General features: G+C 61.6%; 21 protein-coding genes. 6 read left to right on the plus strand and 15 right to left on the minus strand.

Going from position 1 to position 22,271, the window contains the following annotated elements; genetic code table 11:
* Positions 1-137 precede the first annotated feature (137 nt).
* From ACWPMX_RS15030 to ACWPMX_RS15055, 6 genes are all read right to left on the minus strand, one after another.
* Entirely contained in the window at positions 138-2,684 is a 2,547-nt protein-coding gene (locus ACWPMX_RS15030; RefSeq protein ID WP_455700913.1) for a TonB-dependent receptor, read from the minus strand.
* A 162-nt stretch (positions 2,685-2,846) separates the two neighbouring features.
* Positions 2,847-3,305 carry an ester cyclase gene (locus tag ACWPMX_RS15035; RefSeq protein ID WP_455700914.1) on the minus strand — a complete coding sequence of 153 codons (459 nt, stop codon included), beginning with the start codon at positions 3,303-3,305 and terminating at the stop codon, positions 2,847-2,849.
* Positions 3,306-3,374: 69 nt separating this feature from the next.
* Positions 3,375-4,109, minus strand: coding sequence for an SDR family oxidoreductase (locus ACWPMX_RS15040; RefSeq protein ID WP_455700915.1), 735 nt, complete (start codon positions 4,107-4,109; stop codon positions 3,375-3,377).
* 43 nt (positions 4,110-4,152) lie between these two features.
* On the minus strand, positions 4,153-4,521 hold the full coding sequence (locus ACWPMX_RS15045) for a DUF2834 domain-containing protein (RefSeq protein ID WP_455700916.1): 369 nt from the start codon (positions 4,519-4,521) through the stop codon (positions 4,153-4,155).
* 165 nt (positions 4,522-4,686) lie between these two features.
* Entirely contained in the window at positions 4,687-5,349 is a 663-nt protein-coding gene (locus ACWPMX_RS15050; RefSeq protein WP_455700917.1) for a CDP-alcohol phosphatidyltransferase family protein, read from the minus strand.
* 32 nt (positions 5,350-5,381) lie between these two features.
* On the minus strand, positions 5,382-6,821 hold the full coding sequence (locus ACWPMX_RS15055) for an aldehyde dehydrogenase (RefSeq protein ID WP_455700918.1): 1,440 nt from the start codon (positions 6,819-6,821) through the stop codon (positions 5,382-5,384).
* A 98-nt stretch (positions 6,822-6,919) separates the two neighbouring features.
* Between ACWPMX_RS15055 and ACWPMX_RS15060 the strand changes: the two genes are divergently transcribed.
* The 6 genes from ACWPMX_RS15060 to ACWPMX_RS15085 all read left to right on the plus strand — a co-directional run bounded on the left by ACWPMX_RS15060 (position 6,920) and on the right by ACWPMX_RS15085 (position 12,927).
* Positions 6,920-8,023 carry an NAD(P)-dependent alcohol dehydrogenase gene (locus ACWPMX_RS15060; protein WP_455700919.1) on the plus strand — a complete coding sequence of 368 codons (1,104 nt, stop codon included), beginning with the start codon at positions 6,920-6,922 and terminating at the stop codon, positions 8,021-8,023.
* 152 nt (positions 8,024-8,175) lie between these two features.
* Positions 8,176-9,186: a DUF7064 domain-containing protein gene (locus ACWPMX_RS15065; RefSeq protein WP_455700920.1), complete on the plus strand. Its 1,011-nt coding sequence runs from the start codon at positions 8,176-8,178 to the stop codon at positions 9,184-9,186.
* Positions 9,170-10,432 carry a phosphotransferase family protein gene (locus ACWPMX_RS15070; RefSeq protein ID WP_455700921.1) on the plus strand — a complete coding sequence of 421 codons (1,263 nt, stop codon included), beginning with the start codon at positions 9,170-9,172 and terminating at the stop codon, positions 10,430-10,432. The genes ACWPMX_RS15065 and ACWPMX_RS15070 overlap by 17 nt, the downstream gene beginning before the upstream one ends.
* On the plus strand, positions 10,429-10,920 hold the full coding sequence (locus ACWPMX_RS15075; RefSeq protein WP_455700922.1) for a hypothetical protein: 492 nt from the start codon (positions 10,429-10,431) through the stop codon (positions 10,918-10,920). Before ACWPMX_RS15070 ends, ACWPMX_RS15075 begins: the two co-directional genes overlap by 4 nt.
* Positions 10,921-10,933: 13 nt before the next feature.
* Positions 10,934-11,935, plus strand: coding sequence for a DUF7064 domain-containing protein (locus ACWPMX_RS15080; protein ID WP_455700923.1), 1,002 nt, complete (start codon positions 10,934-10,936; stop codon positions 11,933-11,935).
* Between the two features lie 23 nt (positions 11,936-11,958).
* Entirely contained in the window at positions 11,959-12,927 is a 969-nt protein-coding gene (locus ACWPMX_RS15085; protein ID WP_455700924.1) for a DUF7064 domain-containing protein, read from the plus strand.
* A gap of 131 nt (positions 12,928-13,058) precedes the next feature.
* Here ACWPMX_RS15085 and ACWPMX_RS15090 read toward each other — a convergent pair whose 3' ends face one another.
* Genes ACWPMX_RS15090 through ACWPMX_RS15130 form a run of 9 tightly spaced genes read right to left on the minus strand, consistent with a single transcriptional unit; the run spans position 13,059 to position 22,263 of the window.
* Positions 13,059-14,354, minus strand: coding sequence for an enoyl-CoA hydratase-related protein (locus tag ACWPMX_RS15090; RefSeq protein ID WP_455700925.1), 1,296 nt, complete (start codon positions 14,352-14,354; stop codon positions 13,059-13,061).
* Entirely contained in the window at positions 14,351-15,733 is a 1,383-nt protein-coding gene (locus ACWPMX_RS15095) for an AMP-binding protein (RefSeq protein WP_455700926.1), read from the minus strand. The genes ACWPMX_RS15090 and ACWPMX_RS15095 overlap by 4 nt, the downstream gene beginning before the upstream one ends.
* Positions 15,734-15,755: 22 nt before the next feature.
* Positions 15,756-16,682 (minus strand): 3-keto-5-aminohexanoate cleavage protein, encoded by a 927-nt coding sequence (locus ACWPMX_RS15100; protein ID WP_455700927.1) that lies wholly within the window; start codon positions 16,680-16,682, stop codon positions 15,756-15,758.
* An 11-nt stretch (positions 16,683-16,693) separates the two neighbouring features.
* Positions 16,694-17,932, minus strand: coding sequence for an acetyl-CoA hydrolase/transferase family protein (locus tag ACWPMX_RS15105; protein WP_455700928.1), 1,239 nt, complete (start codon positions 17,930-17,932; stop codon positions 16,694-16,696).
* A 22-nt stretch (positions 17,933-17,954) separates the two neighbouring features.
* Complete coding sequence (locus tag ACWPMX_RS15110; protein WP_455700929.1) at positions 17,955-18,743, minus strand: enoyl-CoA hydratase-related protein; 789 nt, start codon at positions 18,741-18,743, stop codon at positions 17,955-17,957.
* Positions 18,744-18,756: 13 nt separating this feature from the next.
* Positions 18,757-19,518 carry an SDR family NAD(P)-dependent oxidoreductase gene (locus ACWPMX_RS15115; RefSeq protein ID WP_455700930.1) on the minus strand — a complete coding sequence of 254 codons (762 nt, stop codon included), beginning with the start codon at positions 19,516-19,518 and terminating at the stop codon, positions 18,757-18,759.
* A gap of 18 nt (positions 19,519-19,536) precedes the next feature.
* Positions 19,537-20,076: a MarR family winged helix-turn-helix transcriptional regulator gene (locus ACWPMX_RS15120; protein WP_455700931.1), complete on the minus strand. Its 540-nt coding sequence runs from the start codon at positions 20,074-20,076 to the stop codon at positions 19,537-19,539.
* An 11-nt stretch (positions 20,077-20,087) separates the two neighbouring features.
* Positions 20,088-21,248, minus strand: coding sequence for an acyl-CoA dehydrogenase family protein (locus tag ACWPMX_RS15125; protein WP_455700932.1), 1,161 nt, complete (start codon positions 21,246-21,248; stop codon positions 20,088-20,090).
* 4 nt (positions 21,249-21,252) lie between these two features.
* Positions 21,253-22,263: an SDR family oxidoreductase gene (locus tag ACWPMX_RS15130; protein WP_455700933.1), complete on the minus strand. Its 1,011-nt coding sequence runs from the start codon at positions 22,261-22,263 to the stop codon at positions 21,253-21,255.
* Positions 22,264-22,271: the final 8 nt, after the last annotated feature.

Below are 22,271 nucleotides of genomic sequence, written 5' to 3' on the forward strand. Positions count from 1 at the left end.
AAGACCCCTTTTATCCAAAAGGACCGACAATAGAGCAGGTTAGGCACTTGCTAGAAGAAGATGGGGTGAATGGTGGTGTCGACCCCACCCTTCAACCCAATCTTCGCACCTTGCAAACGCATCTTTCGAAATTCGGTTTAGAACTTGTACTTCGCCTCGAGCATGAAGGTACGCGGCTCGCCGGGGACAGCAGTATTCAGCTGAAAGAGTTGTCCCAGAGGCACTCCACCGACGTAATACAGTTCCTTGAATGCGTTCCGAAGTACCCCGGCAAGCGTCCAGCCGGCGGCTTCGTCCTCTACGCCTACGCGGAAATTGACGAGCGTGTAGCTCGGCAAGGTAGTTATCGGATTGCGGGGACCCTTGGCCGCCGTGGAGACCTCGGTCTGGTGATAGACATCGCTCCGGAAGGACAAATCAAGCGCGGTGGTTAGCGGGAAGTTGAAATCGGCGAATACCGAACCCGACCAATCGGGCGTGTCCGGATAATTTCCGAAAGTCACCGGAGATCCCGCGACCGAAACGAGACTGTCCGTGAACTGGGCGTCGGTGTAGTTCACCTGCCCGCCCAATTTCAACCAATCCGCTGGTGACACGTCAGTGTCGAATTCGAAACCACGAACCTTCGCGCCGGGCACATTGACGGTGATCGCCACGGGAGCGCCGCCGAGCAACGTGTATGCAACTCTTTGGGCGTCATCGATCCAGCTCTGGTACAGGGCGAAATTGAAGCGGTAAGGAAACCCGATCGATCCCTGCTTTTTAAGGCCCAGCTCGACGTCGGTTATCTTTTCAGTTCGGAAGGCGTTACCCCCACTTTCGCCGAACCCGGGCACCGGCTTCTGAAAATAATTGAAGCCGCCATGACGCGTGCTGCGACGGTTCGCGGCATAGATCAGGGTCTGTGGGTCGAGCTGATACTGGAGGCCGAGCGTCCAGCTCCAAGAACCGAACTTCCTCGTCTGGTCAGGGTCATATGTCGCCCGCAATGCAGGCGGATCAAGGAATGACAGATCGCGGGGGAGGTAGCGGATGTTGACACTCTCGTCGGTGTAACGTGCGCCAGCGGTAAAACTGAGGCCCTCTACCCCAGAAATCTGGCTTAAATCTAGGGTTCCCTGCGCGAAACCAGCATAGGTTTTGTTCGAGATCGTCGCAGCATTGATCTGAATCGTTCGGATGATAGGAAAATCGAAGAAATCGCTGCCAGTTACCGGGGTGTACTTTTCGTCGGAGAAAAAGACCCCAGCCACGTAATCGAGCTGGCCGGTAAACGCCTCGCCAAGGATTTGCAGCTCGTTGGAAACCGATTTGAACTTGTCGATTCGGCCGTAAGGTTCGCCTGCCGCGTTAGTTGGAAAAAAGCCGTTGTTGTCGATCCCGAACGGAACGGCATCGACATCATTGAAGATCACACTCGTCGTGTCGATGTAACCGAAAACGTTCTTGATCTTGGCACTTCCGCCGATGCCGATGGTCGTGACGTTCGACACCAACCAGTTTTCCGCATCGTAATCTTGGGGCCCGTCGAGGTCGATCGTGTACGGACCCCGGTCTCGCTGGATGTTCAAGAACTCGGCAAGACCGCCATCCGGTAGGTGCGGCGTGCGCGCGCGATAGAGCGCTGCGCTCCCGGCACCGGCATTCGGCGGGCCGCCAGCGCCGGCGACGAACCCGCTAATAATTGCTTCGAAAACAGGTGCGCCGCTGGGAGTCACATCAGTCAGAGCGATCAGCGGGATCGCCCCGGTCGGATCCAAGCTATAAAGGACAGCCGAAGTGGAGGATCCGCCCGATTTCAAGTAATCAACGACCAAGGTATTTTCGATCCCCGGAGCCGGCTGGACTGCCAGGGTAGCGCGTCCGCCAGTGCGATCGACATCGCCAACCCGGCAACCACCCGACGGAGGTGGCGTTACCGGACCGGCAGCGAGGTCGGACGGGATCGGGAAGAGCGGACGCGGCGACGCGCAGAACGGATTAACGTTGCGCTGGAAGCCGTTACGCTCGTGATGCACCCCTGCAATACGCAACTGGATGGCATCCGCGAGGGGCACATTTACTGCGCCTTCGATATAACGCAGGTCATAATTGCCCAGCCGGCCCAAGACGTAGCCGCCGAAGTCCGCATCTGGCTTTGCGGTTGTGAGGAGAACGGCGCCGCCCGTCGCGTTGCGACCGAACAGTGTGCCCTGCGGCCCCTTTAGAACCTGGATCGAAGCGAGGTCATAGAAGGCCGAGGAGCCGCCGATGCCGCCGGCGATCGGAACCTCGTTGAAATATGGCAGCACGCCCGGACGGATGTTGCTGAACACGTCCAGCGATTGTCCGCGGATCGAATAGTTGAGGTTGTTTGAGTTCTGCGAAGCCCGGACAGTCACCCCGGGCAACGCTGTCTGGATATCGGATTCCGACACAATGACGCGCTCAGCAAGAGCACTTGACGTCAGGACACCAACCGAAACGGGAGTGCGCTGAAGAGACTCTTCGCGGCGCCGGGCCGTCACAATAATCTCGGTTCCCGCGTTGTCCGATGATCTCCTTTCGCTGGCTTCATCGAGCGACGTGTCAGTTGCATTGACAGTCGGACCAGGCGCGACGGCGCCGGTCGGGTCCTCCGCCCCCGCCGGGGCCGCCAGTGCTATCGACGCAACTCCAACGAGAAACATAAAGCGCTTTGCCATCGGCTGTCCTCCACTTACCTCCGCACCGCCATTGCGGCGCAGATTATTGCATCCGGCGGGATCTCACGGCAGAGGTTGACCACCTAAAGAGTCGCCAGAGGCGTATAATAAACCAGTTTATAAATTCGTCAACTGGCTTATCTGTCTTGGGCGTGGGCGCCGCTACTGCCCGAAGTTTGGATCTTCCCAGAAGTGCGGTATGTCCACTGGATACCCGAGCTGCTGAACGACGTGAATTTGGTCGCTATGGACGATCTCGCGTGCGATCTTGCCATCTCGATAAATGTGATAAGTCATGCCGTTGGTCGCGATCTCGCGTTCGTCCTTCACCGGCAGACCGAAGAACGCCCCGCAATGTGTCGCCTTCCAGCTGAACAGAACCAGGCCTGCGTTTTCGTTGCCAATGTACTCGTCGACGGAAAATTGATGAATGCCAAAGCCGCTCGAAGGGTCGCGGTTGGCGAAGGGCAAGAATGCCCGCCTCAGGGCGGCCTTATCGTTCCGAATGAACTGTTCCAACGGATAGTCTGCGAACTCGAACTCGTCCGCGTAATAGTCAACGGCTTCGTCGGCACTTCGACTGAAGGAATTGATCCAACGAGTGACATGTTTAAGATTCATTTTCGATCTCCTACGGTAGGGGCGCATGCTGATCGCTCTCGACCGATCGACCACCGGGCAAGCGTCCCTTCAAGGGTAAGCGCCCGCAGCGAAGTTGATATACTGAGCGGTGAGCGGCATGGCCTTCTGACTTGCGAGAAGGGCGATGAGCGCGCCTAGCTCGTCGGGCCGACCGAGGCGGCGAAGAGGCACCTCGTTATCGAGTTTCGGTTTAAACCCCGGCATCAGGTCTTCCCAACCGTCGGGAAAGTAGGTCGGGTTCTTCATCCAATTCGGCCCGACGACGTTGACCTGGATGTTATCCGGGCCGACTGCCTGCCCAAGCGAGATAGCATAGCCGGTGGCTGCCGCGCGGGCAGCGCCGTAGATCGCGACCTCTGCCATGGGATGGCGCGCGGTGGTCGAGGTTACGAAAATCATGGCACCTGCTCCCCGTTCGCGCATGTGCGGGAGTACTGCCTGGCTCAACTCAAAAGGATAGACGACGCCCAGTTCCAGCGCCTGACGCAGATCAGCAGCGGTTGAACCGTCGATCGGCCGAATGGGATCGGGGACTATGTCATTGGAGACAAGCGCATCGATCCTGCCGAACCGGTCGAGGACCGCAGCCACGAGGGCACGGGGCTCCGTTTCATCGAACGCATGAACATTGGCGCGGCCGGCGACGAACCCGGCAGCCGTCTCCTGATTTTCGAAAGACGGATCGGCCGCGGCGACGGTCCAGTCGTCGGCGTGCAAGCCGATCACTGCCCCAGGCCCAGCGTAACCCGTGGCATTGGTAACTAAGCATACTTTCTGACCCATAGCTTATCCTCTCTCGATCGGCGGCGTCGCCGCGTCACCTTGCTCAGGCCGGTTCCTCCCGCTGGCCACCGGCGCGGCGATCGATGAACCGCTCGCGCACGATCAGATATACGGGGAATGCCAGCGAGACTCCCGCGTAGGAAAAGAAGAGAAAGAAAACGCCCCACCTGTAGCCGAGACCGATCCGACGGGCATCCGCAACCACCCAGATCATGAACGTCACCCACATGAACAGGATATCTAGGCTGAGAAAGGCCGCCGTCCCTCCATGGACAATGGCATCGCCGAAAAACGCAATTGGGTTGAGGATATTTCCGCCTTCGCGCATCCAGTCGATCGCGAAAGGCCAAGTCAACAGGAAGGCCGCGATGCCCAAGGCAAGGTACACTGCGTGCCGGATCATGGTGCCCATCGTTTCCTCCCCTGCGGCGACCAGCGTGCATGGTTGCCACGCATCGGGCCTACTTGTCGTTTCGGGATACAACCGTTTTCGGAATAGTCCACCAGTTTATCAATAAAGTGGATAGGCAACGTTATCATGACTTCCACCAGCACGCTCAGCCGCTGAACGACCGACCTAGCGTTCGCCCCGCCAGGTACGGCGCGCTCCGATCGCGACGAGCGCCGCCAGCGAGCCGAGCGAGATCGCCATGGCCGGGACGCGCCACGAACCAGCCCCTTCGCCGGCGGCAAGCACCGCGGTTGCCAGCACCCATAGAACCCCGGCGATGACGGCGACGGCGCGGCTGTCAGCCGTCCGGAACGGATGCACGACATGGATCGGAGCGAAGGTCAGCAGGGCAAGCATCGATACGATTGCCGCGGCAATCGGGGCAGGCACGGGCAAGAGCACGAAATAGGCAGCCACCACGTTCCATAGGGCCGGAAAGCCGCGGAAATAGCCGTCAGCCGTTTTCATGTCGCGGCGGGCGAAGACATAGAGCGAGGTGATTAGGATGATCGAGCAAAGAGGCAAGGCCAAGGGTGCGGGAAGGAAGCCGCCGCGCCACATGATAAGCACGGGCACCAAGACAAAGGTCAAGTAGTCGACCACCAGGTCGAGGGCCGCTCCGTCGATCCGTGGCAAGCGGTCTGCGATGCGCAAGCGGCGTGCGAGGGTGCCGTCCACGCCGTCCACCGCGAGTGCGACAAGCAGCCAGAGCAGAGCTTCGCGAAATTCGTCGCGGATAGCGGCGTCGAGCGCCAGCAGGCTCAGGACCGCGCCGCTGGCGGTTAACAAATGGACGCTCCAGGCCGCGACGCGGGACAATGCTAGCCCATCACGTAGATGGACTTCGAATGCTGGTAGGCTTCGATCGCCTCGGGGCCGAATTCACGGCCGAGCCCGCTCGCCTTGATGCCGCCAAACGGTGCGCCGAGCGAGGGCATATAACCGTTGATCCCAACCGTGCCACTGGCAACCTGTCGCGCAACCGCGAGCGCGCGATCGCTATCGGCGCTCCAGATTGAGCCGCCCAGACCGTAGTCGGAATCGTTCGCGATCCGCACCGCTTCCTCGTCGCCGTCGTAGCCAATGACCGTCAAGACCGGGCCGAAGATTTCCTCCTGAGCGATCGTCGAAGAATTGTCGACATCCGCGAAGACCGTGGGCTCGACGAAGAACCCACGATTTCGATCAGCTGGAACGCCCCCGCCGGAAACGAGACGGGCCTCCTTCTTGCCGATCTCGATGTAACCGAGAACCCGCTCGCGATGCTCGGCGGAGGCCATCGGCCCGACATGAGTTGCCGGATCAAGCGCATCGCCGACAGACATCCCCGACGTCAGCTGCGACAGCGCGGAAACGACTTCGTCGTAACGGCGGCGCGGTGCCAGGATGCGCGTACCATTGAAGCAGGCCTGACCATTGTTCAGCATCGAGGCCATTGGGGCGCCTTCAAGGAAGTTGCCTAAATCGGCATCGTCGAGCAGGATGGCGGCCGACTTTCCGCCCAGTTCCAGGGTTACCGGGCGCAGTAGTTCACCGCACGTGGCGGCGATCTTGCGGCCCGCCGCGGTGGACCCGGTGAAGGCGACCTTGTCGATCCCGGGATGAGAAACGAGGTATGCACCCGCGTCCCGATCCGCCGCGACCCAGTTGAGGACTCCTGCCGGGACCCCTGCCTCTTCTGCTGCTTCTGCAAGCAGGTAGCTGTCCAGGATGGTTCCGGGCGACGGCTTGATCACCATCGTGCAGCCAGCAGCCATCGCGGGGGCGATCTTGTTGAGCGCGAGCGTCACCGGAAAATTCCACGGGACAATCGCCGCCGCGACCCCGACCGGCCCACGCTCCACCAGCGTTTCCTTGCCCATCTGCGAGGGGCGCACGTCGCGCCCGCCCAGATCCCTGGCAAGAGCGGCATAATACTGCACAACGCCGGGTCCGAAACCCGCCTCGAGTGCCCCGCTGATCGAAATCGGCATGCCGTTCTGGATGCTCACCGCGCGGGCGATGTCGTCGCTGCGCTTCACGATCGCTACCAAAAAGCGGTCCATGACGTCTGCCCGCTGCGCAGCTGAAAGCCGCGGCCATTCGCCCTCGTCAAAAGCCTTTCGGGCGGCGGCGACTGCCGCATCGATGTCCTCGGTTCCCGCTTCCGGGACGGTTCCGATGACCTCTTCGGTGGACGGGTTGATCAAGGTGAATCGCCGGTCGTTGCGCGGTGTCGCCCACTCGCCGCCGATGAAGAAAGTCTCCCAGCTATCCCGCATGATCCATCCTCTCCATCTAGTAAACTCGTTGACAATACAGCTCTAGCGTAGTTTGCTGTCCCCAGTCACGCAGAATATCGAATTTGGAGAGGATGAGCATGAAAACGACAGCGGCCGTTCTCAACGAGCCTGCCGGCCCGTTCGCAGTGCAACCCATCGAGGTGGCCGAGCCCAGGGAGGGGGAAGTCCGGGTGGAGATCGCCGCCGTCGGAATTTGCCATACCGATCTCGTGCTAGGTTCTGGAGCAATGGGAAATGCGTTTCCCACCGTCCTTGGCCACGAGGGGGCCGGGACCGTCGAGAAGGTGGGGCCGGGCGTCACAAAGGTCAAGCCGGGCGACAAGGTCCTGTTGGCCTTCAATAGCTGTGGCCATTGCCCGCGCTGCGATGAAGGTCAGCCGGCCTATTGCTTCGAATTTTTCCCCCTCAACATGACGTGCAGCCGACCAGACGGCTCGTCGCGGCTCAGCCGCGATGGCCGCAAGGTGGCTGACAACTGCTTTGGCCAGTCTTCCTTCGCCGGGCACGCCGTGGCTAACGAGCGCAACGTTCTCAAGGTACGGGAAGACGCCGACCTTACGACGCTCGCGCCCCTCGGTTGCGGCATTCAGACCGGCGTCGGGGCGGTCCTGCGCTCGCTGGGTGCGCAACCCGGAGAGACGCTGCTAGTGATCGGAGGAGGGGCCGTCGGGCTATCCGCCGTCATGGGCGGAAAAATCGCGGAGTGCGCGTCGATCATCTTGATAGAACCTCAATCCGCTCGCCGCGAGATGGCGCTCAATCTGGGGGCAACTCACGTCATCGATCCTGCCCAGGCGCCCGACCTCGTGGCGGCGGTCAGGGACATCCTCCCGATTGGCGTGGATCTGATTGTCGACACGAGCGGGCATATGCCGACGGTCGAACAGACTCCTAACCTGATCGCTCCGATGGGCCGGATCGGTCTGGTCGGCCTACCCGGATCGCTGGACGCTGTTCTGCCGGTGCCCATGGTGCAGTGGTTGACACTGGGAGGTACACTGCGCGGGATCGTAGAGGGTGATAGCGATATCGTCGGCTTCCTGCCTGAACTCGTCGAACTGCATCGGCAGGGGCGGCTTCCATTCGACCGATTCGTGTCGAAATACGCCTTCGCCGATATCAACCAAGCCGTCGAGGATGCCCACACGGGTAAGTGCATCAAGCCGGTCTTGGTGCTTTGATGCAGGCAAAGGATATGAATAGCCAGATTTCTCCGCAATCGGCTTGCGGGCAATAATAAATTACTTTACCAAAAAGCGATGCGTGTTGGCGGGTGGCGATCGACCGCATGTAGACGGAGAGGATGGATGATCCGAGGGGCAACCGCATTGCATTGCAGCGTTCGGGCCAGCGAGGTTCGGGGGGTGATCCAATGATAACGGCGCAGGATTATCGTTTCCACGAATGCGATCCGGGCGACGATACTTGGACTGAGACGACCTTCGTGATCTTTTCGGTTCCGGAAGCGGCCATCAGCGGAAACATCTATGTCCTCGCAAGGCCGAACCTGGGCGTCTGCCATAGCTCGGTCGAGATTCACCAGGGTCTCTGCTTTCATCCTTGGCAACTGCACCACAACGACGCCCAGATGCACCAGCGCTGCCCGGCAGACTATTCGGACTTCACGCTCCCCAGCGGCGTTTCGTTCAAGGCCCATAACGAGCGGGAGCACGCCTGGAAGTATGAATCCCGCGATGGCATCTGCGCGCTGGATTTCACCTACTCCGCGATCTGCGAACCCACCGACGCGCGCGATCCAACGCAGGTACCTCAGGCCGGCGATAGCAAGGTCAAGGGGTACAGCGGGTGGAACAATGGCCACCTCGAGGGCAAGGGTCGGGTCAAGGGGTGGCTTCGCCTGCGCGACAAGACTTACCAAGTCGACTGCATCGAAGGCGTGAACAAGAGTTGGGGTCCACGCAACGACTGGGGGAACAAGGGTGCGACCTGGGTCCACATCGACCTCGGCGAAGGGATGCGAGCCTTCATGGTTCTGGACATCGAGTTCGAGGACCGCACAATGGTCTACGGGGGCCTTCGCTATGGGTACGTCCTGGTAAACGGCGAGCGTCGCCCGCTGCTGTCGGGCGAACTGACCGCCAAGCGTCATGCGATGCTGGTGACCAGCGCCAACGCCCGTTTCACGGATGACCGCGGCGAGGTCTACACGGCCAGGGGCAAGACGATCGCTGCGGGGCCCTGGTACAATTTCAATCCGTCGAGTTGCGGATACCAGGTGCTCCTGCGTTGGGAGGGAGAGCAGGGCACCGGTCACGGACACATCGCCGACTTTGTCGGGATGTATGCTCTCTCGCAGGCGATGGCCGATGACTTGTATTCTTGAGGAGCAGGCGGTGACCGAAGCCGGAAGGTACGAAATCGTCACGGAAGGACAGCGTCTTGCGCCCGACGATGCCACGATCGACAGCATCCGGGCACGCTACCCGGTCGAGCGCGAGTATGATGCGGTCTATACCCGCAAGATGCGTCGCAGGCACGGGCCGGGCTACCAAGGCGTGACGCTCGAGAGGCTGATCGAGGGGACGCAGGCTCTGATAACCGCGAATGTCGGATATCCCGTTTCGGTCGAAAACGCCCGTTGGCTTACCGGCGGCGCGTCGAAGCTGCAGGTGCTTTTCGACCTGCGTTGGCAGGGCGAGGGCGGTGCGCACGAGCGCGTGGACCGGTTGGTGCTGCGGATGGAGCCGGCCGCATCCGTGACCGAATCGAGCCGTTTCCGCGAGTTCGAAGTCCTGCGCGCTGTCGAGGGCAAGGTGCCCGCGCCGCGTCCCTACTGGGTTGATGGCGAAGCTGAATACCTCCCGTACCCGGCGATGGTCTACGACTTCGTGAGCGGGATAGCCAAACCCACCTATGATTCCGGCAAAGTCTCGGGCCTCGGCCAGAACTTCGGACCCGACCTGCGCGAGAAGCTCGCGAAGGATTTCGTGGACCTGCTCGCCAACCTCCACACGATCGATGTGGAATCGCTGGACGGGCTGGCACACTTCAATCGGCCCCAGGTCGGCTCGAACGCGTCGGTCATCCGCCAGGTCAACGCCTATCGCAGAGTCTGGGAGGAGGACCGCGTAGAGGAGGAGCCGTTTCTCGAGGTGGTCTATCGCTGGCTTGTCGAAAACGCCCCCCCGCTCGATCACGTGTCGATCGTCCACGGCGACTACCGAAGCGGCAACTTCCTGTTCGATGAGGGGAGCGGCAGGATAACCGCCTGGCTCGACTGGGAAGGGGCAACGCTCGGCGATCGCCATCAGGATCTGACTTACGCGGGTATGCCTTCGTTTTCTCACTACGCGGAAGACGATGTCACCTCGCTCGCCTCGGGCATGATGTCCGAGCCGGATCTGTACCGCGCATACGAGAAGTCTTCCGGGCTCTCGGTCGATCCTGACCGCCTGACCTATTACCGGATGTTCAACCGGTATCTCCTTTGCGTTCTTACGCTCGCAGCGTCCGCGCGTGCTTCGCGCATCGGCGGGACGCACCAGGACGTCCTCGTCAATTTCGTGGTCGGGGTCGGTTACGTCGGAATTGCCGATTTGCGCGAAGCATTTCTGGAGGCGGTACGATGAACCTGGGTTTCGATGTGCAACTACAGGTCGCGTTGCGTGCCCTGAATGACGTTGTGGCCCCCGCGTTGGGCGACGCGGAAAAGCACGTTGTCGAACAACTCCACCTTGCGATGGCGACGATCTCGTTCGTGAAGACCCGCTTGCCGGAGGCACGCCGATATTATCGCATGGAACTGCGGCATTACATCGCTCTCGCGAACGAGGCTTCCGAAATCGCGAAGACGGATTCCCAACTTGCTCAGATTGCAGCGGAAGGCGAGGCAGCGCTTGCCAATCCGGAAGTCGATATTGCCGATTACGAGGCAATCACTGGCCGTCTTCGCGACGGGGTAACAGCCCTGTCGAGCCGCTCGGACAACGAGACCCGGGCAAGGCTTGACCGCCTGGTGCTGGAAAAGAGCGGAGAATTGTTTCCGCAGTATCGGCAGTGGGCTTTGCCGTTCGGGCTGGAATTGAAACCCGAAGCGCTCCCCCAGCCGGCCTGGTGACGGTGGACTGCACGTGATCACCGAACGCGATCTCCATCTTCACAACGCCGATTCCAAGGGTCACGACCACGCGGAAACCCTGTTCCTGATCTTTTCGGTTCCGGAAGCGGCCATCAGCGGAAACATCTATGTGCTGGCTCGACCCAATGCCGGCGTGTGCCTTTCCTCCATTTATGTTCATCAGGGGATCCATGCCGAGGCATGGACGGTCGATTACTCGGATGCACCGGTGCATCTCGCCTGTCCGGACACCATGGCCGACTTCAGCCTAGCCAACGGGCTGTCCGTCAAGGGCAAGAATGGAGCACGGGATTACCATTTCCGTTATGAGGGGCGCGACGGACTTTGCCGCTTCGACCTCGACTTCACCGGCCTCATGGACCCTTTCGATCCGCTCGATCCGGGGCAGAACACGATGCTCGCCCGGTTCGGCAACGACGCGGAAGCTGCGACGGGGGCGGGGGATGCCTGGACCGAGGGGCATTACGATCTCGTGGGGCGGATAGAAGGCGAACTCGAACTCTACGGGCACACGTTCGCGGTTTCGTGCGTCGATGGGCTTGATCGGAGCTGGGGTCCCCGTGCCGAATGGAACTCCGCCCCGGTCTCATGGATGCATCTGACCTTCGGCGACGACCTGGCGTTCCACCTGGTGATGACACTCGACGTGGTGAACGGGCAGACAGTCTACACTACGTTCCGGTTCGGCTACGCAGTTGTCGAGGGCGAATGCTGTTCGATAGATGCGGCCGAAGTGGACGCTGAAAGCATTGGCCTGCTCGGTATGCACCGGGTGGTTCGAATTACCGACGCAAAAGGCCGCCAATGGGAGATGGTCGGGGGCGCGATCGCCGCCGCGCCTTGGCACACCGCTTATCCGAGCTTCATCTCCTTCCAGTCCCTCTATCGCTGGACGATGGGCGAGCGGATCGGCTTCAGCAATGTCACCGATGTCATCGGCGTAACGACGCTATCACGGCGCCTGTCGCGGCTCGCAAACCCCCGGTCCGGATGAGGGGCAGCCCCAGGGAGACCATAATGCCTTTCGAAGATATCAGGTCCACGATCGCCCCATTCGCAGTCGAACACGACAACCGGCACGTGTTGCGTGACGCGCCGCACTCGCGGGAAGCGATCGCGCTCATGCTGCAGCTCCCCAATCGCGGGATAGCGGGATTCATCTACCCCTGGATTAATGCCGATGGCACCGCCGGCGCGTCGATCAGCCTGTTCGGACCCGGACTGCCGGAAGCCATCGAGGAACGCTTCGAGGCGGTCCCTGTCCCCCGCGACATGGATTTCTACGATTGGAAGGTCCAAGGCCTGACGTACCGGATTGACGAGCCACATCGGAGCGCGGACTACAGCTTTACCGGTCGAAGGGTGAAGATTGACTGTCGGTTCGAGGCGTTTCACCCGGTCTTTCCTTTCAGCGCGCATCCTTCGGGGTGCCCGCAATATTATGCCGATGATCGCACCGAGCAGCACGGCTGGATCACCGGGACGATGGAGATTGACGGCGACCGCTTCGATTTTCGCACACTTGGTCAGCGCGATCATGCCTGGGGCGCCCGGATCTGGGGCGTCAACCAGCTCTACAAATGGTTCCACGCCACGACCGAGGTCGCTGCGGTCCACTTCTTTGAGATGCAATCGTTCGGCACTAGGCACATCCGCGGCTTCGTCTTCAAGGACGGCGCGATGGCGCAATTGACCGAAGTCGAATGCAAGTACCTGTTTGACGAGGGGATGCACCACAAGGCCGTTGCCGCGCGGTTGACGGACGATCTTGGGCGTAAGACGGTGGTCGAAGCCGACGTCTTCGCGAAATTCCGCTTCGAGGCCGATCCCAAGGTCGTTCTCAACGAAGGCGGGATCACCGTGCATATCGAAGGAAACAAGGGTACCGGCTGGTGCGAGTTTTGCTGGAACAGGGATTATTTCGAGTTCGCGCGGTCCTACGTCGAGGCATATCCGCCCTTCACCGATCTCGATTTCTCGGATTGAGTTGACCGGTCAGCGCAGTCTCTTCGTAAAACGAAGCCGCCCATGCGCGCGCGCTGACGTCTCCGAAGCGGCCGGCGAGGAAGGGACTCAACCCGAAACCGATGGATGATCGGAGCGGCTACCCGCAACCGCTACTTGCAGGAACTATCGGATTGCAGTTCCGCAAGCCCCGTCGCTCCCCCCAAGTAGGCCGGCACGATGCGCTCGATCGCTAACAGGTGGTCCAGTTGCAGCTGCTGGACGTCATCGAGGTCAGCCACCACGCGCTGGGCGACGGAGGAAAGTGAATGGATGGCGGCGCAAAGCGCGGGATCGTGCTCGAACCAGAACCGTGTGGCGACGCAGTTCTGCACGGGCGGAACCAGGTCGTTGGCCGAACCAAAGCCGCAACGGGCGAGGTCCGGGTGGTCCGAAAGGGCAGAGGCTACCTTCTTGCCGATCAGGCGTGCGGCCGCGGTTACCTTTTCGTCGGCCCCCCCGAGGCGCCTCGCTTTTTCGTAAGCCTGTTTCCCAAGAAACATCGTTCGGATCATGTTTCGCGGTTCCTGGCGCTGGATGAGGTGAGCGAACACGCTCATCTCCGCGCGAATCGCTCCGTCGATTGGCTGGATAAAACCGAATTCGACGCAGTCGAGGATGGCGAGGGGCGCTGGTTCGTGACCGAGCATACGCGAAAGTTCGCGCTGGCGTTTGCGCGAGAGCGACGGTTCGACTTCCGCATGGGGCGTGGGGCGGTGTCCCTCGCTGTCCCACGGTTGAACCGCATGGGCATCGGTCGAGAGAAGCCAGCGCTCGGCCGCGGCAATGTCCTCGCCGTCTTTGACTACCTCGTGCACGAGGCGGGCGCTAAGCGCCTCGTCTCCTCGCAAATTTCGTCCCTCGAGGAGCACCTCAAGTCCTAGGTCGAGGCCCACCAGCCGGGGCATGCGCTGGGTGCCGCCCGCGCCGGGGAGAAGGCCCACTCCGCTCTCGGGAAGGCCCAGAAATGCCCGTGGGCTGCTCGAAAGAACGCGGTAATGACACCCCAGAGCCAGCTCGCAGCCACCACCCAGCGCAACTCCCGCAATCGCCGCCGCCACGGGCGTGCCCGCTGTTTCCAGCCGCCGAATGGCATGGCTCAACCGGAAGAAATGATTGTAGGCGAGATCGAACCTGTCCGCCGCCGGGGCTGCCATTATCATGTCGTACGCAGCGCCGAGCTCCGTCAGATCGGCTCCAGCGCAGAAACCGGTCGCCTTCCCCGAACGTACGACGACACCGCGGATTTCGTTTCGATGAAGCCATTCGGCGAACAGCCCGAGATCGACGATCGCCTTGTCGGAGAAGACGTTCATCGACCGGTCGGGCGCATCGAAAATGAGATGGACGAGACCGTTGTCCTGCGGCTCAAACCGAAACTGCGAGAGTTCGGGAGGGGGTTGGGTCATAAAGGCTCCTGCGATCGAGAGCGGGGTTTGCGCACCTTGCCGGCATCGTCTCGCACGGCAGTGCTCTGCACTTCCAAGCTGCGGGGATGTTTCGCAGGCACGAGATGTTCTGAAAGGAAGGCCGAGAGCTCGGCCGTCTCGATGCTCACATCCGTCTCGATGTCGGCGTGCACGATTGAGCCCAGGACGGGGTGGGGCCGGCCATAGACTGCGCAGCTGCGGATTGCCGGGTGGCGAAGCAACGCCGCCTCGACTTCCGCGGGCCAAACGTTGATGCCCCCAGTGATTATCAAGTCGTCCTTGCGATCCGAAAGAAAGAGAAAGCCCTGGTCGTCGAGCCAGCCCACGTCGCCGACGCTTTCCCAACCTTCCGGATCCGCCCGACGTTCCGCCCCGATGTAGCGATAGGTCGAACCGGGTCCTCCCGCAGGCATCATGAAGACTTCCCCGGCAACGCCGGCAGGACATACGGTACCGTCGGGAGCAAGGGTCTTGATTCGAGATCCGCCGATCGGTCGCCCGACCGAGCCGGGCCGTTCGAGCCACTCGCGACCGCCGATCCAGCACCGTGCCAGCCCTTCGGTCGCACCGTAGACTTCCCAGATATGATCGGGGCCCCGCCATCCGATCCACGCTTGCTTCAGCCATTTCGCCATCGGAGCAGCGGTGTGCACGACGGTTTTCCAGTGCGACAGATCGTGCGCCGCTCGCTCGCTCTCCGGTAGCGCCATTATGCGGTGCATCATCGTCGGCACGGCCATTACCCAGGCTATACGTTCGCCAGCGACTAAGCTGAGCATTTCAGCCGCGTCGAACCGTGCCATGGTCACCACCGTACTCCCCCGCCAAAGGGCGAAAACGGCCGCGCTGAACGGCGCGTTGTGATAGAGCGGGCCGGGCACCATCACCCGGGAGTCGGCGGGAATGCCGATGAATTCCATGCCGCTCGGAAAACCGCCGGGACGGGCGTCGACGATTACCTTGGGGCGACCGGTGCTTCCCCCACTCGTGCATGCCTTCCAGCTTGGGGAGAGGGGCGCGCGCTCGGGAAATGCACGAGGATTCCCGGAAGCCTTCGCAAGGTCTTCAGGTACTACAAAGACCGAAGGCTCCATCAGCGCGAGTATGTCGGAGCGTTCTGCTTCGGACAGCCTGGGAGAGAGCGGCGCCGGAATCGCCCCCACTCTGTAGATCGCGAACGCGAGGGCGAGGAAGTCGGGACCGTTCGGCAGTGCGAACGCTACCAGAGAGCCCGGTGTCGCACCGCGGGTCTGCAGCCAGCTTGCCAAGTCGGCGCTGCGTGCCTCGAGATCGCCGAAGGTGAGACGCTGCTGGCCGTGCACGACCGCCTCCCGGTCAGCCGGGACGCGCTCGAACACGCTTGCGAGCGTCAGCAGGGATTCAGAAGCCGACAGCGTCGCCCCCTTTCAGCGCCAGGATCTCGCGGGCTTCCGTTGGCGACGCTATGTCGAAGCCCAATCCTTCGATTATTTGACGAACGCGTTCGACCTGGGCTGCGTTCGAGGGCGCGAGCTGGCCCGCACAGATCCACAGAGAATCCTCGAGGCCCACGCGGACATGACCGCCCATCGACGCCGCCATCGCCGCGACCTTCATCTGCGCCTGTCCCGCAGCAAGAACCGACCAGCGGTAGTTGTCGCCGAACAGCCGGTCGGCCGTGCGCTTCATGTGCATGACATCGTCGGGGTGGCTTCCGATCCCCCCCAGCAATCCGAAGCAAGTCTGTATGAAGAGCGGCGCCTGGACGAGGCCTTCGTGCCAGAAATGGTGCAGGTTGTAGAGGTGGCTGGTGTCGTAACACTCGAATTCGTAACGCGCGCCTGTCGCATTGAGCGTCTCGAGTGCGTAACGGATATCCTTGAAGCTGTTGCGGAAAACCAGGTCGTCCGAATTGCGGAGCATCGGTTCTTCCCAGTCGTACCTGAACTTCTTGTAGCGCTTCAGCATCGGGAACAGCCCAAAATTCATCGAGCCCATGTTGAGACTAGCAACTTCGGGCCGCCAGTGCTCGGCAGGCCGAACGCGCTCTTCGACCGACATGTAGGGCGAACCGCCGGTGGTCAGGTTCACCACCACGTCGGACCGTTGCTTGATGACCTTCAGAAAGGGCTCGAACGCCTCGGGGCTCTGGTCGGGCCTCCCGTCGCGGGGATCGCGGGCATGCAGGTGGACGATCGCAGCTCCTGCTTCCGCGGCGCCCAGCGCGCTGTCAGCAATCTCCTGCGCCGTCACCGGCAGGTGCGGTGACATTGATGGCGTGTGGATCGAACCCGTTATGGCGCAACTGATGATCACTTTGTGAGCCATGGCGATATCCTTCAGATCAACTTGGCGATGGCCGACCATTCGCGGGACAGATCGTCCCGGTTCTGCGGCGCGGAAATCCCAATCAGGGCAGCGGCACGTTCGTGGTAATCCCTGCCCCGCAGATCGGCGAAGCCGTGCTCGGTGACCACGATGTCGATATCGAACCTCGAGAGCGATACGGGACCCGAACCTGATCCAGGCGAAACGATGCGGCTGATAGGCCCGGCCGTTGACGGAAGCGCAACGATCCGCAATCCGTCTCTGCTCTGCCGCGCGCCGCGCGCGTAATCGCTGGCGCCGCCCGGGCCGGACAGAAAACCGCGTGAAGACGCCTCGGCGTAGGCCTGGCCGAACAGGTCGACTTCCATCGCGGAATTGATGGTGACCAGTCGATCTATTCCCGCCAGCGTCGCCGGATCGTGAGTCACGGTGATTGGCCGGAACTGCAGATGCTCGTGGTCCAAACCCGCATAGAGATCTAAACTTCCGATCGCGACGCCCACAGTTGCCGACGCGCCGCTATCCATCGCCCCCGAGCGGATCAAATCGAGTGCGCCGTCGCCTATCAAACCGGTGTGCAGCCGCAGGACCCTGTGATCCCGAAGTGCGCGCAAGGCTGCGTCCGGGACTTTGCCCAGGCCCGCCTGGATCGTGGCACCGTCAGGTACGAGAGCGGCGATCTGTCGGCCGATTGCTTCGCTGACCAGGTCGGCGCTCCCTTGTTCCTGGCCGCGCAGGGGTTGCTCGCCATCGAACCATCCCGTCAGTTCCGAGAAAGGGATTCCCGGATCGCCAGGGGTTCGAGGCATTTGCGGGTTGATGTGCCCGATGCGAACGGGAATTTTGGGCCAGAGCGCCGCCGCGAACGCCACCTCGGTACCGAAGCTGCACATCCCTTCGTCGTCGGGCGGGCTGCACATGAAGAGGGCCGCTCGGGGAGGGGACGCTTTCAATCGAGAGAATATGTCCTCGTAACACAGGGGCACGAAGCGCGCGCGGTCCCCTTCGCGTTTCAGTTCCGCAGTCTGGAAGAAGGTCTCGACACGGGTTTCCCCGCCTGATCGCCAGGTATGCCGGTTGAGGCCGGGTACGAAGACGCCGGTGAAAGTCATCATTCCCAGCGCGTCGCCGGCGATGGAGACCTCCCTCGCGAGCAGGTCGGATTCCGCCGAGCACGAGGAGACGAGCGTCAGTCCGCCCGGAGGAAGGACTGACGCAAGTTCGCCTGAATGCAATTGCCGGGATGCCATGGCTCAGCTCCCCGAGCTCCCCTCACTTCACGTGGGCATGGAAATCGGGCGCGCGGCGCTCGGTGAAGGCACGCACGCCTTCCTTCGATTCCTCGGTGTCGTAGAACAGCTTCACCGCATTGAGCGCCAACATCGAGATGCCGCGGATATTGTCGCTGTCGGCATTGAAGGATCGCTTCGCGAGGGCAAGCGCAGTCGGCGAGCGCTGGCCGATAATTTCGGTCCACTCGTTCACCGCGTCGTCGAGTTCGGCTGCGGGCACGACTTTGTTGACTAGACCCATTTCGTAGGCCTGCTGCGCCGTATATTGCTCGTTGAGGTACCAGATTTCGCGCGCCCGTTTGTCCCCCACGTGACGGGCAAGCAGGGCGGTTCCCCAGCCGGCATCGACCGAACCAACCTTCGGTCCGACCTGACCCATCTTGGCAGTGTCTGCGGCAATGGTCAGGTCGCACAGGGTGGCAAAGACATTGCCCCCGCCGATCGCAAAGCCGTTGACGCGAGCGATCACGGGCTTGGGGATGTCGCGGATGATTGACTGGAACTCGTCGATCGGCAGGCCGACAATGCCGCGTCCGTCATACTGCCCTTCGTGCGCCGACTGGTCACCGCCCGTGCAAAATGCCTTGTCGCCTGCACCCGTCAGAACGACGCTCGATACCTGGCGGTCGTCGGCCGCGAGCTTGAACGCGGCAATTAGCTCTTCGATCGTCTGCGCGCGAAAGGCGTTGTAGAGTTTCGGGCGATTGATGATCACCCACGCGGCGCGGCCGCGAACCTCGTAGATGATGTCTTCGAACTGCTGGGACATATTACGGATCCTTTCAAACCATGTTCATGCCACCGGACACCGAAATGGCTTGTCCGGTGATGTAGGCTCCGTCGTCGGACAGGAGCATGGCGACGACGCCGGCGTAGTCTTCCGGTTCGCCCATTCGGCCGAGCGGAATGCCGCGCTCGAGCGCCGCCTTCCACTTTTCCGCGTCGGGCCCCGTTCCCGCGACTTCGGCCATCATCGGCGTATTGGTCGGACCCGGGCAGACGCAATTGGCGAGCACCGACTTGCGCGCGAGTTCGCGCGCAATCGACTTGGTGAAGCTGATCAGGCCGCCTTTACACGCGGAATAGACTGCCTCCATGGCGGTCCCGACTTTGGCGGCATCCGATGCGATGTTGACGATCCGTCCGCCGCCGTGATCGACCATTTTTCCGGCGACGGCAAAATGCGTGTTGAGAGGACCCTTCAGGTTAATGGCGATGACTTTGTCCCAGAAATCCGGCGTGGTCTTGAGGAACGGGGCGGGGCGGTCCCACCCTGCGTTGTTGACGAGGGCCCAGATCGGACCCATTTCCGCTTCCACCTCGTCGACTGCGGATTGGACAGCCGAAAGATCGCTGACATCGAGCGGCCAGGTACGGATGGTCGCACCGGCTCCTGCCAAGCGAGCCGTTTCCTCACCTGCCACTGGGCTGAGGTCGAAAATGGCGACCTTGCAACCTTCCGCCGCCAGGCGCAGCACCAGCGCACGGCCGATGCCTTGTCCTCCGCCTGTGACGATTGCGACTTTCCCTTCAAGCCCGTTCACCGCTTTCCTCCTTTAGAATCAGGGTCCGTTTTCATTTGTCGTGTCGCCGTTCTGGTCGACCATCTCGAGCAGCCGGCTCTTTAGTTTCAGGAGGACGGCTGCAGCCTGGTCCAATTCGGCTTCGGTGACGGTCGAGAGGATATCCGCCTCGACCACATCGACGCTCTCGCGGATCTTGTTGACCAAACGCAGACCGGACCGCGTCAAGAATATGCGCCGCGCCCGCGCGTCCCGCTCGTCCGCGCGCCGCTCGACGAACCCGGCACCCTCCATGCGGTCGACCAGCCCGCCGACTGCCACCTTGGTCAGGTCCAGATCAGCTGCGAGCGCCGTCTGTGTCATCCCGTCGCGTCGCGAGAGGAACGCCAGCACCCACCATTGCGAGCGGGTAAGGCCCAATGGCTTGAGCGCCCGATCCACCACGATGCGCCGCAAACGCGACACATCATGTATGAGAAAGCCAAAGCGCAGGTTTGCTTCGAGGTTTTTTTGCACGGCTCGGACTCCGGAAGGTTGCCCGTCCGGACTATCGTCCAATCTCGCCACGGCAAGGCTCAAGCGATCCTTCGTCACTTGCGGCCCAGCCTTCCCTTGAAGAGTTCGCGGGCAATGATCGTCTTCATCACTTCGATCGAGCCGCCGGCAATCTTCACGATTCGCGCGTCGGCGTAGGCCCGGGCGATCGGATATTCCCACATGTAACCCCAACCCCCAAAAAGCTGCAGGCACTTGTCGGCTGTCTCGCAGTGCAATTCTGATGTTGTCATCTTGGCCATGGCCGCGTCCACCGGATCGAGTTCTCCGGCCATGAACAGCTCGATGCACCGGTCGGTGAACACGCGCGCCATGACGCTGCGTGCCTTGAGGTCGGCCAGGACGAATTGGGTGTTCTGAAAGTCGGCGATCGATTGGCCGAACGCCCGGCGCTCGGACGTGTAGTCGACAGTCCAGTCGATCACGGTCTCGACGACCGTGGCCGACCGGATGGCCTGCGCGAGACGCTCCTGTGCCAGCTTCGTCATCATCAGCGAAAAGCCGCCGCCTTCCTCGCCGAGCATCGCGTCGACGGGAACCCGCACGTTGTCGAAGAACAGCTCCGACGTGTCTTGCGCCTTCATCCCGAGCTTTTCGAGATTCTTGCCTCGCTTGAAGCCGGGAAGGCTCGCGTCGACGAGAAAGAGAGTCACGCCCTTGGCGCCAGCGGCGGAGTCGGTCTTGGTAGCGAGGACAAGAACGTCGCACATCTGGCCGTTCGAAATGAAGACCTTCTGACCGTTGATCAGGAAGTGGTTGCCATCGCGTTCGGCCTTGGTCCTAATGGCCTTCAGGTCGCTTCCCGCGTGCGGTTCGGTCATGCCGAGCGAGCCGATCGCTTCGCCGCTGACCATCCTGGGTAGCCAATGCCGCTTCTGATCGTCGCTTCCGAACGCCAGGATGTACGATGCGACGAGGTCGGTGTGGACGAGAAAGCCGGGCCCGCTGGCCCCGACCCGCCAGAGCTCTTCGAAAACGACGACGTCGAAAAGGTAGTCGAGGCCTAGGCCGCCGTATTCTTCGGGGACCGTGCAGCAAAGCAGGCCAGCTTCACCTGCTTTCAGCCACAATTCGCGCGGGACGATCCCGTCCTTCTCCCACTGCTCGTGGTAAGGAACGATCTCCTTTTCGACGAAACGGCGCACGGTTTCGCGCCACATATCGTGCTCAGGCTGGAAGATGCTACGTTCGATCATTGCGTCATGCCCCTGTCCGCTGCGTCTTTTCCCGAGCGACGGAGCCGGCGATCGCCTCCCGCGCCGCTTGCCACTGTTCAGGGGTGAGCGACGAAAGGTCCGCGAAGGTACCGGGCCCAGCGAGATGCTGTCCGCCGTCGATCGCAATCGTCTGCCCGGTCAGGTAGTCGCACCCGTCGGACAACAGGAAGGTGACCAGGTTGCCGAGCTCTTCCATCCGGCCAAAGCGGCGCATCGGCACGGTGTCGCAATTCGTCGCCGAGCTCTGCGTGTCGGGGATGGGATTGAGCTTGTCCCAGGCACCCTCGGTTGGAAAAGGGCCAGGTGCAGTCGCGTTCAGGCGTATGCCGAAAGGACCCCACTCGGCCGCGAGGCTCATGGTCATCGCATGAATGGCGGTCTTGGCCATGGCGGAAGGCACGACGAAGGCCGAACCTGTCCAGACCCAGGTCACCAGATTGGAAACCACCGACCCGGGCAATCCGTCGCGAATCCACCGCTTTCCGCAGGAGAGTGTGGCATGGAAGGTGCCATCCATGACGGTGGACGTAATCGCCCTGAACCCGCGCGGGCTGAGGTCCTTGGTCGGCGCTATGAAGTTGGCGGCTGCGTTGTTGACGAGGCCCGTCAAAGGAGCGTCCGCCCAGATTGCCTCGATCATCGCGTCGACCGAGTCAGCGTCCCGGATGTCGCAAACGTGGGGTAGTACCGGACTGCGGGTCGCATCCGCGATTTCGGCCGCTGTGGCTTCCAGCGGCTCACGCCGACGGCCGCAAATATGCACCTTCGCCTGGCGGGCCGACAGGGCTGCGGCGAGTTCCCGGCCAAGTCCTCCACCGCCCCCGGTGATGAGAATCACTTTGCCGGACAGCGCATCGTCACGGAAGATGGGCACTGGTTTCTCCTGGCAACGAGCAAATCCCTCTTGCTCGTATTGGTTAACCAGTTTACAAACGGATTCGGGCCTGTCAAGAACGCGCTGCAGAAATTGCGCCGGTCCGTATTCGTAGGTCAAAAGGGGAT

It is taken from the genome of Tsuneonella sp. HG094 (assembly GCF_053819285.1).